We start from the raw sequence: 15,257 nt of genomic DNA, 5'->3' as shown, positions 1-15,257 counted from the left end.
CAGAACGTGAACGGTTTGGCAATCCGCCGTTCACATTCCTGTGGCCGATTGCCGATACCGCAGCAGGCACCAGCGAACGCACCTGACTCGGACAGTGCCTGACAAGGGCTTCCCGAGCAGCCTGCTGCCTGCGTGCCGCCCCTCAAGCCCGAAGGGCGGCACGGTGACGCAATCAAGAACGCGATGTACGAGACATTCCCTCCCATGCGCACGGTAGCCGTGTTGGCTGCTCTGGGCGCGTGTGCATTCGGTGCCTGCGCCGAGGCGTCCTTCACTTTCGGCGGCTATGGCACGCTGGGTGCAGTGAGGGCCTCTACCGACGAAGTCCAGTTCCGCAGCGGTCCCCGCCAGCACAAGGGCGCGGACCGCTCGGTGGACCTTGGGGTGGACTCGCGCCTGGGCCTGCAGGCCACACTGCACGTCGACGAGGTCTTCTCCGCCGTGGGCCAGGTGCTGGCCAGCCGGCGTGATGGCCGGGAAGGTCCCCAGCTCGAGTGGCTGTATGTCCAGTCCACGCCGATGCAAGGCCTGGACCTGCGCGCGGGCCGCTTGGTGCTGCCCATCTTCATGGTCTCGGACACCCGCAACGTCGGCTACGCCAGCCATTGGCTGCGTGCCCCCAACGAGGTGTACGGTCCTTACGCGCACACGTCCTTCGATGGCGCACAGCTGCTGTGGCGCAGCAGTGACGGTCCAGTCAACCTGGGCGTGCAAGCCTCGGCAGGCACCAGCGAGGCGCCGCTGTTCCTGGCAGTCAGGACCGACCTGAAATACCGGCGGCTTTACTCGGTGGCGGTCACGGCGGAAAGGAACGCGTGGACGTTGCGCGCCAGCAGGACGCTGGGCAAGGGGGCGACGTTTTCTGGTACTCCGGTCCCCAGCGGCGACGACACCTTCACCGACCTCGGCGCGCAGTACGACGACGGCAGGTTCATTGCGGTGGGCGAATACATCTGGCGCAGCTACAGCGCCATGGGTCTGCTCGACCACGCCGCCTTCTACGTCAGTGCCGGCTTGCGCCTGGGCAGCTTGACGCCCTACGCGACCTATGCCCGCTTCATGCCTGAAGGCCTTTCTTTCGGCGTCAACGCGCCGGACGGCACGACGCGAGCGGTGGGCCTGCGCTGGGACGTGGCCCGCAACGTGGCGTTGAAGGCCCAGATCGAAGCCACTCGGCACTCGAAATACGCCTTCGTCGATCCGACGCCGGCCTTCACTGCCAGGCAACCCAGCGTGCGCGCGATGAGCGTGGCCATGGACTTCGTGTTCTGAAGCAGGCCATAGGGATGCGCAAGAGGCAAGTCGTTGCAGGCGTCGCATTGACGCTGGTGCTGACCAGCGCCCACGCCGGCATCGTGGTCGTTGGCCACCCGTTGGCCCCGGCACTGAGCAAGGAGCAGGCGGCCGCGATTTTCCTGGGCAGGAGCACCGCGCTGACGCCGCTGGACCAGTCGGATTCGTCCCCCATCCGCGCCGCTTTCTACAGGAAGGTGGCCGGGCGCGACTTGGCGCAGGTGAAGGCCATCTGGTCGCGCCTGCTGTTCTCGGGCAAGGGACAGGCGCCCAGGGAACTTGCCAACGCCGCCGAGGTAAAGAAGACCGTGGCGGCCAACCCCAAGGCGGTAGGCTACATCGACAAGGCGGCCGTGGATGACAGCATCAAGGTTCTGCTCGACCTCGACTGAGCCCGGCGCACCTGGCGGCATCCCCTTCCTGCATCGAGCCCTGCGTGCAGGGCCGACCCGGGGCCCGCGTCCTGGGCATGGCATGGGGCCCGGGCGTGTGCAGCAGTGCACACGCTGCGCCCGCCGCGGCATCGAGCCGGCTGCGCAGCGGCCGATAGCGCAAACATGCATGCCCTGACCCTGATCGACACCCCGGCCCTCGTTGTCTTCAACATCATCCTTGCCTCGGCCATGGGGGTGGTGCTGCTGGTCACGCGGCTGGGCCTGGATACGGCCGCGGTCCGGCTCGACACCTGGCTCATCGGTGCGTCCTTGTTGATCCTCTCCCGGTTGATGACCCCGCTGGAGGAGGTCTTCGCGTTCCTGGGCCTGCATCTGCCGGGCATGACACTGATGCTGCCGCTGATGCTGTGCGGCCTGTACTGGCAGGCCATGGGGCTGCGTGGCCTGCGCGGGTGCGAAGTGCGCCGCAGCCGCCTGCTATGCCACTCGCTGCTGGCGGGTGCCACCGTGGTCGCCTTGGATACCGTCCTGGACATCACGGTGTTTCTGTACATCTTCCTGGCCGGGCTGCTGCTCGTGGGCATGCTGCTGCTGCGCGAGGCACTGATGCTGGCACGCCGCACCTGGGGCGGACGGCTGCTGGCTGCGACGGCGGGGCTGATGTTGATCAGCAACCTGCTCCTGCTGGACACGTCAGCTGCGTCCTCGGAACAGGTAGCCCGGCGCGGGCTGCTGGTAGAGATGCTGTGGGCGCTGTTCAGTACAGCAGGTTTCCTGCAGTGCCTGTACCAGGACCTGCGCGAAAAGCTCGCCGCCACCGCCATGACCGACGCCCTCACCGGTGCGCTCAACCGTCACGGCCTGTTGCCGCAACTCGAGCGCGAGCTCGCGCGCGCCCGCCGCGGCCAACCGCTGTCGGTGGTGCTGTGTGACCTGGATCATTTCAAGAAGATCAATGACCAGCACGGCCATGATGTAGGCGACACGGTTCTCAAACGCTTCGTGGCACGCGCGCGGGCCGGGTTGCGGCGCAGCGATCTGCTGGGCCGCTGGGGCGGCGAGGAGTTTCTCTTCGTGCTGCCCGATACCGCCGCCGCCGAAGCCGTCCGCGTGGCCGAGCGCGTACGGGCCAACCTCCTGGCCGACAGCGCATTGCCCCCCATTCGGTTCAGTGCAGGCGTGGCCAGCACAACGGAGCCCGCGCTGCAGTGCGACCTGCAGCGCCTGCTGAGCTGCGCTGACCGCCGGCTCTACATCGCCAAGCAGCAGCGGGACCGGGTCGTTGGCAACGACGCCGGTGCACTCGACAAGCATGTCGGCTGATCAAGGCTGCACGTCCGGTGAGACTGCGCATCGAGTTGCTGCACGACACAGGGTCATCAGCTGGCCTGGTCCAGAAGCTGCCGAAGCGTGGCGTGCATGCGCACCCGGCCCTGTGCACCAAGGGCATCGGCCGACAGCGCGATGCAGTGACAGGCTGTGAGGAGCCGCCGCTGCAGCCCCTCGCGCCATGCCTGTCGAACACGTTCAGCCCGTTGGGGACTGGTCCGGATCGGCCGCAGCCCCGACAATCGGAAGCTCCAGCGTGAACACGCTGCCGCCAGCAACTCCCCTGGCGGCGCGCAAGTCGCCGTGCATGAGCTGCGCCAGCCGTCGGGCGATCACGAGCCCGATACCGGTGCCTTCGACCTTCGAGCGCTCGGCACCCAGGCGCTTGAAAGGCTGGAACAGTTGCTCGAGCTGCTCGTCGCTCAAGCCCGGCCCGGTGTCTTCCACGTCAAGGCGCATGCGGTCGCCGACAACCTGGGCCGACACGCGCACCCAGCCACCGCGACGGTTGTACTTCACGGCATTGGACACCAGGTTAAGCAGCACTTGGCGCAGCCGCAGGGCGTCGGCCTGTACCGCCGGCAGCCCGATGGGGACATCGTTGGTGAGCAACACACCGGCAGCCGCCGCCTGAGGCTCCATGACGTCCAGGCTGGCCGTGGCTACCGCGTGAATGTCCAGCAACTCCAGGCGCAGCTCGATACCCCGGGCCTCGATGCGGGCAAGGTCCAGCATCTCGCTGATCATGGCCAGCAGGTGCTCACCGGCAGCATGGATCTTGCGCACCCACTCGACATGGTTGGGCGCCAGCGGCGTCTGCGCGTCCAGCTGCATCAGCTGCGCAAAACCCAGGATGGCATTCAGCGGCGTACGCAGCTCGTGGCTGATGTGCGTAAGGAATCGGCTCTTGGCCTGGTTGGCCTGTTCCGCTGCCTCGCGCGCAGCGCGGTCGCTCTGGGCCTGCTTGAGCTGCGTGACATCCCGGAAGAACACCGTCAGGCCCTCCTCAGCGGGATAGGCCGTGATTTCAAAGTGGGCGCCCAGTGGTGCGAACGGTTCCTCGAAGCGAACGATGCGTCCGCTGGCCAGGCACTGCTCATACTGTCGCTGGAACTCCGAACCGGCTGCCTGCGGGAACTCCCGCCAGATGTTGCGACCCAGCAGTTCGTCGCGTGGGCGCTTGAGCATCACCTCGGCCTGCCGGTTGAGCAGCGTGAAGCGCCACTCGCGATCCAGCGCGAAGATGCCGTCCGTGATGCTTTCCATCGTGGACTCCAGCCGACGGGCCAGCGCGCGCGCGGACTGCTCCAGCCGCTTGTTGTCGTCGATGTCGATGGACGATCCGTACCACTTGCGGGTACCGCTCTTCTCGGTGGATACCAGCACCGCACGTGCCTGATGCCAGCGGTAGACCCCGTCAGCCCGCCTGAGCCGCAGCTCGACCTCTAAAGGCTGTCCAGTCTGGACCGCCCTGTTCCAGGCGTCCCTTGCTTGGGCCCGATCCTGCGCATGCACCAGGGCATCGAAGCCTTCGGACAGCAACCGCTCGCCCGGCAAGCCGGCATAGCAGGAAAGTGCCGGACTGACGTAGTCGACCTGCCCATCGGTGCGCGCCGTCCACACGATCAGTGGCATGGCCTCGGCCAGAAGACGCCAGGTTTCTATCTCGGCGCGCCGCTCGGTGATGTCGCGGAAGTAGACCGCCAAGCCTTCGTCGGACGAGTACGCGGTGACGTCGTACCAGCGATCCTGGCGCAGGTAGTGATACTCCAGCCGCGCAGTGCGGCCGCTCGCCATGACATCGCGGTAGGTGCGCTCGAGCTCCGAGCCGACAATCCCGGCAAATACCTCCCAGACGCGGCGCCCCAGCACCGCGGCGCGTGGCTTGGCCAGCACCTGTTCGGCCGCAGCGTTGAAGTAGAGCATGCGCCAGTCGCGGTCGAGGAGGTAAAAGCCGTCGCTCATGCGCTCCAGCGTCGCTTCGAGCTGGCGCCCGACGCGGTTTCTCTCCTCGACGGCGTGCACCTGCTGCGTGATGTCCTGGAATGCGCCTTGCACGCGCACGACACGGCCTTCGGCATCCCGCACCGCCTCGCCGATGGAGCGCGTCCACAGTGCTTCGCCGCGGGTGTTGGTCATCCGCAGGACCAGGTCGTAGGGCCGTGCGTCGCGGCAGCAGCTCTCGAACGCGGCGCGCAGCCGCTCCCGGTCTGGTGGTGCGAAATGCTCGAAGACCTGAGCCACATCGGGCTGCTGGTGCACGTCTAAGCCGAAGATGTGGAACAGCTCCTCGTCCCAGTGCAGGGCCTGCTGCGGGACATCGAAGTCCCAGGCGCTGAGCCGGCCCAGGCGACAGGCCAGGCGCAGGCGCTGGCTTGCCAGCTCCAGCTCCCGTGTGCCGACATGGCCCACGGCCTGCAACGCCTCCAGCCGCTGCGAGGTTTCCTGGTGACGCCGTCGATCCAGGCGCGCCTGCAGCAGGCACACCGCCTGCCGCGCTTGGAGCCGCAGCAGGTCCGCGGCCTCGGCGTCGAGATGTTGGGGCACGCTATCGAATACTTCCAGCATGCCTGCGCGCTCCCCGCTTTCCAGCACGAGCGGCACGCAGGCGTAGAAGGCGATGTGCGGCTCCTCCTTCACCAGGGGACTGTCGCGCCAGCGGATGTCGAGCCTGGCATCCTCCAGCACGAACAGACCACTGCCGGCGATGGCCTGTGCGCACAGCGACACGCCTTGCGCCACCTCCGGCATCACTGCGCCAAAGCAGGCCTTGACCCAGGTTTGCTCCCCATCCATGAGCGTCAGTGCAGCCGAGGCCGTGCCGCACAGCCGCGCCGTCACCCGTACGAGGTCGTCGTACTCGGGCTCAGGCGCCAGCAACGCCAAGTCGCGCAGGCTCCACAGGCGATGGGGGTTGTCCATCATTCTTGTTTTAGGAGCAAATTCCGAAGCTGCAAGAGCTGGACGGCCTTGTGCAGGTTTGCACCGCGGGCTGCCGTGTTCGTCACGGGGAGTTGCCGGCAACCCGTGCAGTTTCTTCCTGTCGACATCCGGCCCCTTGACTTGTGACAAATTCCAACCATACCAGCCCGTCGGCCATCGATACGTCAGGCGCGTTCGGCGATAGACAAAGCTGAGCGTAGCGGTTGCCCGCGTCGCAGGGCGCTCGCTACGCTGGCTGCATGCTCCAGACACACGCAGCCGACGCCTCGCCGCCCACGCCATCGGACCGTCCCTACCCCACACGCCAAGGCCGCCTGCCACGCCACCTGCACGAGGTCACCCCGCAGTGGCTGAGCCGCCTGCTGGCGCACCGCTACACCGGCATCGAGGTGCACGGCCTGTCGGCGGTGGAGATCAAAAACAGCCACACCACCAAGCTGCGCGTGGCACTGGAACTCAACGAGGTTGGACGAGCCGCCGGCATTCCCAGCCAGGTATGCCTGAAGTCCAACTGGTCGGAGGGATTCGAGAGCGGGGATATCTGCGAGTTGGAGGCACGTTTTTACCACCTGATGCGCGACCAGTTGCAAGCTCCGGTGCCGCGCTCTTACTACGCCGACTGGGACGGCGACGGTGGGGGCCGGGGCATCGTGGTGATGGAAGACCTGGGCGCGGCCGAGGGCGAATTTGGCAACAGCGCGCACCACCTCGGCGTAGACGGGGTGGCCAGGGGCCTGGAGTCGCTGGCGGCGCTGCATGGCGCCTTGTGGGACAGCCCGCTGCTGGCGGCACAGTCCTGGCTGCAGGCTTCCATGAACACGCCGGTCGACACCGACCAGGTTCTGCGCATGTACAACTACATCAAGCTGAACCTGGCCAAGCCGAGCTACCAGGCCTTCCTGCCGCGCTGGCTTTACGACCAGCCGACGCTGCTGGCGCACGCCTTTGACGAGCTGGCGGAGTTCGCGCGCACCCAGCCCGGGCCACGCTGCCTGGTGCATGGCGACTCGCACCAGGGCAACAGTTTCCTGCGTGCCGGCGGCGAGCGTGTCTGGCACGACTGGCAGCTGGTGCGCCAGGGCCAGCCTTGGCGTGACGTCACCTACTTCATGCTGGGCGCCCTGACGATCGAGGAGCGTCGCTCCTCGGCGGCCGAGCTCATCCGTCACTACCGCGAAGCCTTGTCGGCCACGGGTGCGCGCGACGTGCCGGACCAGGACAGCGCCTGGGCACATTTTCGCCGCTGGCCGGTCTACGGCATGCAGGCCTGGCTGGCCAACGTCGACCACTGGGGTCAGGGCGGCATGCACATGGTCGAGCGCTTCTTCTGCGCGGCTGAGGATCTGGAAACCATCCCGCTGCTGACTGCTGGCAAGGCACCGCGGCGCACCGTGTGTCTGGGCCAAGGCGCACGGCCGATCGCCTCGGGGCTGCGCAAGCTGCTTGGAGTCGGCATTGAGCCGTAACCATTCCATGATGAAGGAACATGCCGCTCCCATCAGCACCGCCTCTCTGATGGAACGCCTGCGCGGCTGGCTGCCCACGCGGATGCCTGGTGCCCGCGACCTGGGCATCAGCGACCCGGTCGAGCCGGCACAGGGATCGTCAAGCCGGACCATCCTGTTCAAGCTGAGCTGGAATGAGCAGGGCGTGGCGCACGAGCGGGACCTGGTGGCTCGCATCCAGCGCGAGGCGGCCTGTCCGCTGCAGTCCGACGTGCTGCATCAGTACCGGACCATGGCCGCGATCGCCGATGCTGCCGACGTGGCCGTCCCAGGCCTGTTCCTGGCGCAGGAGGACGCCGGGATCCTGGGGGCGCCGTTCTTTCTCATGGAGCGGGTCGAAGGACGGGTGCCCGCCGATTTCCCGAGCTACCACGCGCAGGGCTGGTTCGCCGCTGAACTGACGGCCCCACAGCGCGAGCGGGCATGGTGGAACGCCATTGCGGAGATGGCCAAGCTCCACCGGATCGGCTGGCAGCACTTCAGCTTCATGGCGCGGGAGATGCAGCATGCGCCGGATGCCGGCTTCTACCTGGAGCACTTCGTCGGCCGGTGGCTTGCCTGGGCCGCGCAAGGCGAGCCCTACCCGCTGCTGGAGCGGGCGCTGCGCCATCTGCTGGAGCATCGGCCGCCCGTGGAGCACGCCGGACTGGTCTGGAACGATGCCCGGATGGGCAACACGATATTCGCAGCCGACCTGCGCGTGGCGTCGCTGCTGGACTTCGAGGTGGGGACGCTCGGACCGGCCGAGATCGACCTGGCCTGGTGGCTGTACGCGGAAGACCTCTTCAGCTTGCGCCTTGGTCACCAGCGCATCGCCGGCATCCCCGACCGGGAAGCCGCGATACGTGGCTTCGAGCGTCTCTACGGCCGTCCGATGCCGCATTTCGAGTACTACGAAGCCATCGCTGCGCTCAAGCATGCAGTGATTTCCATCCGGGACTTCCGCAACGGCAAGAGCGTCAACCGGTCCGAGACCTTGCTCGACTTCGCCACGCAGCGCCTGTCGCGGTATCTGGACAGTGACCGCCGGGCCTAGGAGCAACACCGTGACCACGAAAACCACATCGGGACGCGCCACGCTCGTGGGCGTGGGCGACGTGATGATCGCCCGCTACGACGCGACACTGCTTGACCCCGCCGCACCCGTCCTGCAGGCAGCCGACTTCACGTTTGGCAACTGCGAATGGCCTTACGCGGAAGAGGCAGGGGACACGCATCCCGTCGAAGCGCACCTCAACGACGACGTGGAGGGCGAGGACCTGTTCACTCCAGGGGATCCGCAAGCCATCCGCCTCAAGGCAGCCAAGGGCTTCGATGTCCTGTCCTTCGCCAACAACCACTCGATGCACGCCGGTTACCGGGTCTTCCTGCGCTCCATGGAGCTCATGCGGGAATCAGGCATCGCGCCGGTGGGCGCAGGCCGCAACATCGCCGAGGCGCTGGCGCCGGTGGTGCTGGAGCGCAATGGCGTGAAGGTCGCATTCGTGGGCTGCACCGCCGCACTGCTGCCCGGCGCCCACGCCGGGCGCCGCACACCCGGCGTCGCCCCGCTGCGACGGCACAGCTACTTCCACAACCCCAACTGGAACGACTGGGGGCTGGCGCCGCAGGTCGGGACACTGGTGGACCGCAAGGACCTGGCAGCGGTCTGCGCCAGCATCAGCGCGGCACGCGAGCAGGCCGACATCGTGGTGCTCAGCGTCCACTGGGGCCTGCTGGAAGACCGCGTGGCGATCGGCGACTACCAGCGCGAGGCCGCGCGTGCCTGCATCGACCATGGCGCCGACCTGATCCTGGGCCACGGCACGCTCGTGACCAAGGGCATCGAGGTCTACAAGGGCAAGGTGGTTTTCTACTCGCTGGGCAAGTTCCTGATGAAAGGGCCACGCGACACCGGCGACACGCCCATCGGCGTGAGAGCTGTCGTCGGCAAGGACAAGCGCAGGGGCCTGGCGGCCAGGATCGACATCGAGCAGGGACGCATCGCCCGGGTCGCCTTCACGCCGGTGTTAGCTGACGAGGCCACACGGCCCTCGTTCCTGGATGCCAACGATGCGCTGTTTGGCGAGATCGCGGACGAGACCGAGGCGATCAGCGCGGCGGCGGGCCTGCAGGCCCGCTTCACCCGGATGCACGACCGCGTCGTGATTTCCTGATTTGGCGGGTGCCACAGCACCCCGCCTTAGGTGCGGCGGGCTGGTCCGGCCTATTGGCCGGCGGGCTCCAGCAGCCGATGGCGCAGGGCAGCCATGCCATCGGCACCGACGCCCAGCGCCTCGTGCATGTAGCCCAGCACCGAGCCGTGCCGGGCCTCGACCGCCCTGAGTGCACCCTCCAAATAGGCCGGATGGCACTTCAGCAGCGGGGCGCGCAGGTTGGGCGGCATGGCCCGCAGGTAGGCGAAGCCGGCAGCAGCGGTATCGGAGCCCGCTGCACGCGGGGTGGCCACCAGTGCATCGATGTCGAGGCAGCGGTCCGTGAGCAGGTAGTCGGCGAGCACCGTCGCTTCCGGGACACCCAGCACCCGCAAGATCAGGGCGGCCAACAACCCGGTGCGGTCCTTGCCGGCCATGCAATGGAACACCAGCGGCACGTCGCCACTGACAATGTGGTTGATGACGCATCCGTACGGACCGGCAAAGTGCCAGGGCATCTTCCGGTAGGTCGCCGCCAGCGCATCATGCACATCCTGCGGGGTGGCCTCCCGGTCGGCAGCGACTTGGCGCAGGCGGCTGTGGCCGGCGTCGTAGTCCCAGCCCCGATGCCACGCGCTGAAGCCGGTGACCGATGGCTCCTTCTCGCGCTCCACGCGTGTACGCAGGTCGCACACGACCCGGATGCTCTTGGACGCCAGCAGCGCCACGTCCTGCGACGTCAGCCCCGAGAGCTTGCCCGAGCGGTAGAGGACATGCCGGCGCACGCGCTGGCCGTCCGCGGTTTCGTAGCCCCCAAGGTCGCGAAAGTTGTGCCCGCCTGCCAGCGGCAGCAGGCGATGCTCGTCAGGTGTCCCGGTCGATGCAGGCATGTGTGTCCTTGGGTCCTGGAAGGCGCCTGGAGAGCCGCCAGGCTCGCTCAGCGCTCCTCACTGCTGTCTCGGCAAACCGCACACCGGCCGGGGCCCGGCTGATCGGGGCCGGCGTGGCCGCTCGCAGCGCCAGGGCGCCGTGACGCTCACATCGCCACCCCGAAACGCCCCGCGCTGCGGCAGGGGCACAGTAGGAAGCTGCGCGGTGGGACCGCAGGATGAGCGTGCTGGATGCCCCCATCTGCTTCGGCGGCCGACCTTGCGCGTGAGCAGCTGCAGCGCCTGGCCAGACACGTCCTGCGGCCCCGCGCCGCCAGCCACAGTGCAGCAACTCCGGGCACGCTGAGCCGACCGGAGCGGCGCTGCAGTTCGTCCATGCCGTGGCGGTGTACGGTTCACAGTCAGGTCACGGCAAAAGCGCAGCGTGTCGAACACGAAAATGCCGCGCTCGGCCGTGCGTGGCCAGCACCGCGGCCCACGTGACAAGGGCCTCGCTGCGTGCTCGCGGCCTCGTACAGCGCGCTGGGCTCGCTGCGCGGGCGGATGTGCCCTTGCAATGAGCAGCGCATGGCCATGGTGCCCGCGACAGTGCGCAGCGCAAACACCACAGCAGTTCAGTCTTTCCCGTCATCGTCTCACGCGTTTGCGCAATTGACGATGGCGCCTGAGAAATCAGCCCAGCGCCGCCTCGATGGCCGCGCTCAGGCGCGCATCGTCCGGCGTGATGTCGGGTGCAAAGCGGCCGATCACGCGGCCGTCACGGCCGACGAGGAATTTCTCGAAGTTCCATGTCACGTCGCTGGCGTGCTTGGGCAACAGGCCGTGCTTGCCCAGCGTTTCGTGCAACTTGGCGTCGCCGGAGGGCTGTGCCTGCGGCTGCGCGGCAATCAGTGCCGCGTAAAGCGGGTGCCGGGGCTCGCTGTTGATGCTGAGCTTGGCGAACAGCGGGAACGTCACGCCGAAGCGCGTGTCGCAGAAGTCGCGAATGTCCGCCGCACTGCCGGGCTCCTGCGCAGCAAAGTCGTTGCACGGGAAGCCCAGGACCTGCAGCCCGCGGTTGCCGTAACGCTCGTGCAGCGCTTGCAGGCCTGCGTACTGCGGCGTGAGGCCGCACTGCGATGCCACGTTGACCACCAGCAGCACCTGCCCCTTCCAGGGCTCGAGCGTGGTGGGCGCCCCGTCCAGGGCCTGCAGCGGGATGTCGTACAGGGAAGTGGTCGTGGTCAAGGTTTCTCCTCGTAGGCGCGCTGCACCAGCGTCATGCGGCCACCGGCCAGCATCAGCGCGCAGAACATCTGCAACTCCACGATCTCGGCGGTCGTGAAGTGGACAGTCAAGTGGTCGAAGTCGCCATCGTCGATGGCATGCGGGTCCACGGCGAAGCGCTCGGCGTAGCGCAACGCCGCGCGCTCGGCCGGGCTGAAGTGCTCGCTGTCGGCATCCTGGCAGGCCAGCACCGCCAAGTCCCGGGTGTCCACCGCGTCGCTCTTGCGGGCGACCTGGCAGGCCTGGCACTGGGTGAAGGTGGCAATGCGCAGCCGCACCAGTTCGCGCAGCCGCGCATCGAGCACACCATGGTTGTGGAATTGGTCCAGCAGCGCCAGCCAGGCCAGCGCGACCTGCGGGCGATGCGCCCAGACCTGTACCGGCACGGTGGAGCTGAGCATGCGGGTGGCGCGGCCATGCCGCACCGCCTGAGCGAGCTCGCCCGGCAAGGCCTCCAGCGGTACCAGCGGCAGCCGCGCCACCGTCACAGCCGCTCGATGATGGTGGCCGTGCCCATGCCGCCGGCGCAGCAGATGGACTGCAGCGCGAAGCGGCCGCCACGGCGTTCCAGCTCGTGCAGCATCGACGTCATCAGCCGTGCGCCGCTGGCGCCGAGCGGGTGGCCCAGCGCGATGGCGCCGCCATTGACGTTAAGCCGTTCGTGCGCCACGCCGATCTCCTTCATCCACACCAGCGGCACCGGCGCAAACGCCTCGTTGACCTCGAAGAGGTCGATGTCGTCAAGCGTGAGGCCGGCGCGGGCGAGAACCTTGCGGGTGGCGGCAATCGGGCCCGTGAGCATGAGGGTCGGATCCGAACCGACGGTGGTGACCGCGCGAATGCGCGCACGGGGCTTGAGGCCCAGTGCACGGGCCTTGTCGGCCGACATCAGCAGCAGCGCCGCGGCGCCGTCCGAGATCTGCGACGAGTTGCCCGCGGTGAGCCGCCCGTCGGGACGGAAGCTCGTCTTGAGCGTGCCGAGCTTTTCCATCGCCGTGCCGGGGCGGATGGTCTCGTCGGCCTGGAACAGCGCTGCCTCGTCCTCCAAGCCCTTCTCCCGCACCTGGGCCACCGGCACCGGCACGATTTCCTGGCGGAAATACCCAGCCGCGGCCGCGGCGGCGGCACGGCGGTGGCTCTCCACGGCATAGGCGTCGAGTTCCTCGCGGCCCAGGCGCCACTCGTCGCACAGGCGCTCGGCGGCTTCGCCCTGGCTGGTGAGCTCATGGCGATCCGCGGCCATCCAGCCGAAGGCCTCCCCGTGGATGGCACGGTTGCTGCCCATGGGCACGCGGCTCATGTTCTCGGCCCCGCCGGCCACGACCACGTCAGCCGCGCCGCAGGCGATGAGCCCGGCGGCCACATGCACCGCCTCCTCGCCGGAGCCGCACTTGCGGTCGATGGTCAGCCCGGGGATCGAGACGGGCCAGCCCGCGCCCAGCAGCGAGGTCCGCGCGATGTTGGCCGACTGCTCGCCGATTTGCGTGACGCAGCCGAAGATCACGTCATCCACCACCTCCGCCTTCAGGCCGCTGCGGCTCACAAGCTCGTTGATGACCACGGCCCCGAGATGGTCGGCGCGTACGCCGGCCAGGCTGCCCTTGAACTTGCCAACGGGCGTGCGCGCCGCGCCGACGATCACGACATCGGTGGCGCTCACAGCACGCTCGCCTTCAGGCCGGAGCCGGGGATGCGCTGGCCTTTCTCGTCATAGCGGTAGACGCCGGCGCCGGCCTTGCGGCCCAGGCGGCCAGAGGCGACCATCTTGATGATCAGCGGGCAGGGGCGGAACTTCTCCCCCAGCGTCGAGTGCAGGTAGCGCAGCACCGACAGCCGGGTGTCCCACCCGGTGAGGTCACCCAGCTCCAGCGGGCCCATGGGGTGGTTGAAGCCCATGCGCAGCGCCGTGTCGATGTCCTCGGCCGTGGCGACGCCCTCCTGCAGCATCCACATGGCCTCGTTGCCGAGCATGGCCGACATGCGGCTGGTCGTCAGGCCAGGCGCCTCGTTGACGACGATCGACGTCTTGCCCAGCGCGTCGCTGTACTCGCGCGCACGGGCCACGGCCTCGTCGCTGGTCGCGAGCCCGCGCACCAGCTCCACCAGCTTCATCTTGTGCACCGGGTTGAAGAAGTGCATGCCCACGACGCGCTCGGGCTGCTCCACGGCCGTGGCGATCTCGGTGACGCTCAGCGCGGAGGTGTTGGTGGCGATGAGCGCGCCCGGCACCATCTTCGGCGCAGCGGTGGACACCACCTGCTTCTTGACCGCGAGGCTCTCGGTGACGGTCTCCACCAGCAGCGCCGCACCCTCGGCGGCCACGGCCAGGTCCGCCTCGACCGTCAGCCGCGCCTTGCCAGCCTCGGCAGCCGCAGCCTCGACCTTGCCCAGCCGCACGCCGTCGTCCAGGATCTTGGCCACCGCCGCCAGTGCCTTGTCGGTGGCTGCGGCATTGCTGTCCACCAGCACGGTGGTGAAGCCACTGCTGGCAAAGGCATGCGCGATGCCCGTTCCCATCAGGCCGGCGCCGACGACGACGACCTTGTTGTTCGTGATGCTCATGAAGTCTTTCTCTCTGTCTGGGTTCAATCCATCAACGTGACGACGTTGCGCAGCGTGCCGATGCCCTCCACCTCGGCCTCCACCACATCGCCGGGCTGCAGGAACTTGCCGCTGCCTTGCGCCGTACCCGCCGGGGAGCCCGTGAACATGACGTCCCCGCACTCGAAGCTCGAGCGCTCATCCACGAAGGACACCAGCTGGCCCACGTCCCAGGTCATCTCGGCGGTGTTGCCGTCCTGGCGCACGTCGCCGTTGACGCGCAGCAGCAAGCGCAGCTTCGGCGAGCCTTGCGGGAACTCGTCGCGCGTGACGATCCAGGGCCCCAGGCCGGTGGTCTGGTCAGCGCTCTTGGCGGCGAACAGGTCCATGCCCACGCCGGGCGGGCCGCTGCGCTGCAGGTCGCGCGCGCTGACGTCGTTGCCCACCGTGTAGCCCAGCACGCTGGACAGCGGGTTGCTGCGGTCCACGCGCTCGGCGCCGATCACCGCCACCAGTTCCACCTCGTGGTCGAGCTCCTTGGTCAGCGGCGGGTAGCGCAGAGCGTCATTGGCGCCGATGAGCGCACCATGGGCCTTGAGGAAGGCGATGGGCTGGCTGTGCGACTTGATGCCGAAGTCGGCCGCCAGGTGCTTGGCGTAGTTGGCACCGGCGACGACGACACGGTTGGTCCTCTCGATGGGTGGCAGCAGCCGCACGCTGGAGATGGGCCGCTGTGCGCCGGTGAAGCGCAGCGCGGCTTCCCCTTCGCCTCTCGTGAGCGCGGGCCCCCATTGCGCGACCGAGCCTTCGATGGGACGCAGCGTCCCCTTCTCGGGCTCGACAACGGCCCAGAACGGCGTGCCGCCGTCGGTACAGCGGGCGAGCTTCATGCGCTCACCGCCGCCGGTTGCGTGGCGGGCCGGCTGAGCTTGGCCGGGTCCAGGTGCAGCAGCTCGCAGG

At 68.0% G+C, this 15,257-nt stretch carries 13 protein-coding genes; 6 read left to right on the top strand and 7 right to left on the bottom strand.

What is annotated here, in order from left to right; all coding sequences use genetic code 11:
• The first annotated feature begins 204 nt into the window (after window positions 1-204).
• The 3 genes from ALA01S_RS18585 to ALA01S_RS18575 all read left to right on the top strand — a co-directional run bounded on the left by ALA01S_RS18585 (window position 205) and on the right by ALA01S_RS18575 (window position 3,011).
• Window positions 205-1,272: a porin gene (locus ALA01S_RS18585; RefSeq protein ID WP_066339352.1), complete on the top strand. Its 1,068-nt coding sequence runs from the start codon at window positions 205-207 to the stop codon at window positions 1,270-1,272.
• 56 nt (window positions 1,273-1,328) lie between these two features.
• Window positions 1,329-1,685, top strand: coding sequence for a type 2 periplasmic-binding domain-containing protein (locus tag ALA01S_RS18580; RefSeq protein WP_307189680.1), 357 nt, complete (start codon window positions 1,329-1,331; stop codon window positions 1,683-1,685).
• Window positions 1,686-1,850: 165 nt separating this feature from the next.
• Window positions 1,851-3,011, top strand: a complete 1,161-nt coding sequence (locus ALA01S_RS18575) for a GGDEF domain-containing protein (RefSeq protein ID WP_066339344.1) — start codon at window positions 1,851-1,853, stop codon at window positions 3,009-3,011.
• A gap of 204 nt (window positions 3,012-3,215) precedes the next feature.
• On the opposite strand, the gene ALA01S_RS18570 is transcribed toward ALA01S_RS18575, so the two are convergent.
• A complete protein-coding gene (locus ALA01S_RS18570) occupies window positions 3,216-5,939 on the bottom strand; it encodes a PAS domain-containing protein (protein ID WP_169805961.1) in 2,724 nt (907 codons plus the stop codon).
• A gap of 260 nt (window positions 5,940-6,199) precedes the next feature.
• Between ALA01S_RS18570 and ALA01S_RS18565 the strand changes: the two genes are divergently transcribed.
• From ALA01S_RS18565 to ALA01S_RS18555, 3 genes are read left to right on the top strand one after another with little or no spacing between them, the layout of a single operon-like run.
• Window positions 6,200-7,426, top strand: coding sequence for a phosphotransferase (locus ALA01S_RS18565; RefSeq protein ID WP_084267705.1), 1,227 nt, complete (start codon window positions 6,200-6,202; stop codon window positions 7,424-7,426).
• Window positions 7,427-7,436: 10 nt separating this feature from the next.
• Entirely contained in the window at window positions 7,437-8,501 is a 1,065-nt protein-coding gene (locus ALA01S_RS18560) for a phosphotransferase family protein (protein ID WP_169805960.1), read from the top strand.
• A 10-nt stretch (window positions 8,502-8,511) separates the two neighbouring features.
• Window positions 8,512-9,621 (top strand): CapA family protein, encoded by a 1,110-nt coding sequence (locus ALA01S_RS18555; protein WP_066339338.1) that lies wholly within the window; start codon window positions 8,512-8,514, stop codon window positions 9,619-9,621.
• A gap of 50 nt (window positions 9,622-9,671) precedes the next feature.
• On the opposite strand, the gene ALA01S_RS18550 is transcribed toward ALA01S_RS18555, so the two are convergent.
• The 6 genes from ALA01S_RS18550 to ALA01S_RS18525 all read right to left on the bottom strand — a co-directional run.
• On the bottom strand, window positions 9,672-10,490 hold the full coding sequence (locus ALA01S_RS18550) for a tyrosine-protein phosphatase (RefSeq protein WP_066339337.1): 819 nt from the start codon (window positions 10,488-10,490) through the stop codon (window positions 9,672-9,674).
• Between the two features lie 672 nt (window positions 10,491-11,162).
• Window positions 11,163-11,717 carry a glutathione peroxidase gene (locus ALA01S_RS18545; RefSeq protein ID WP_066339333.1) on the bottom strand — a complete coding sequence of 185 codons (555 nt, stop codon included), beginning with the start codon at window positions 11,715-11,717 and terminating at the stop codon, window positions 11,163-11,165.
• Window positions 11,714-12,244, bottom strand: a complete 531-nt coding sequence (locus ALA01S_RS18540) for a carboxymuconolactone decarboxylase family protein (RefSeq protein ID WP_238455852.1) — start codon at window positions 12,242-12,244, stop codon at window positions 11,714-11,716. The genes ALA01S_RS18545 and ALA01S_RS18540 overlap by 4 nt, the downstream gene beginning before the upstream one ends.
• Window positions 12,241-13,416 carry a thiolase family protein gene (locus ALA01S_RS18535; RefSeq protein ID WP_066339330.1) on the bottom strand — a complete coding sequence of 392 codons (1,176 nt, stop codon included), beginning with the start codon at window positions 13,414-13,416 and terminating at the stop codon, window positions 12,241-12,243. The genes ALA01S_RS18540 and ALA01S_RS18535 overlap by 4 nt, the downstream gene beginning before the upstream one ends.
• On the bottom strand, window positions 13,413-14,318 hold the full coding sequence (locus tag ALA01S_RS18530; protein WP_066339328.1) for a 3-hydroxyacyl-CoA dehydrogenase: 906 nt from the start codon (window positions 14,316-14,318) through the stop codon (window positions 13,413-13,415). Before ALA01S_RS18530 ends, ALA01S_RS18535 begins: the two co-directional genes overlap by 4 nt.
• Before the next feature lie 23 nt (window positions 14,319-14,341).
• Window positions 14,342-15,257 (bottom strand): fumarylacetoacetate hydrolase family protein (locus ALA01S_RS18525; protein WP_238455851.1); only part of this gene is annotated, 916 nt, incomplete at its 5' end.

The organism is Azohydromonas lata NBRC 102462 (assembly GCF_001571085.1).
Lineage (GTDB): Bacteria > Pseudomonadota > Gammaproteobacteria > Burkholderiales > Burkholderiaceae_C > Azohydromonas > Azohydromonas lata.
This window is presented reverse-complemented; position numbering and strand designations above follow the sequence as displayed.

Coding starts and splice junctions, on each gene's coding strand:
- ALA01S_RS18585 (WP_066339352.1), top strand. CDS start 205: ATGCGCACGGTAGCCGTGTTGGCTGCTCTGGGCGCGTGTGCATTCGGT.
- ALA01S_RS18575 (WP_066339344.1), top strand. CDS start 1,851: ATGCATGCCCTGACCCTGATCGACACCCCGGCCCTCGTTGTCTTCAAC.
- ALA01S_RS18570 (WP_169805961.1), bottom strand. CDS start 5,939: ATGGACAACCCCCATCGCCTGTGGAGCCTGCGCGACTTGGCGTTGCTG.
- ALA01S_RS18565 (WP_084267705.1), top strand. CDS start 6,200: ATGCTCCAGACACACGCAGCCGACGCCTCGCCGCCCACGCCATCGGAC.
- ALA01S_RS18560 (WP_169805960.1), top strand. CDS start 7,437: ATGAAGGAACATGCCGCTCCCATCAGCACCGCCTCTCTGATGGAACGC.
- ALA01S_RS18550 (WP_066339337.1), bottom strand. CDS start 10,490: ATGCCTGCATCGACCGGGACACCTGACGAGCATCGCCTGCTGCCGCTG.
- ALA01S_RS18530 (WP_066339328.1), bottom strand. CDS start 14,318: ATGAGCATCACGAACAACAAGGTCGTCGTCGTCGGCGCCGGCCTGATG.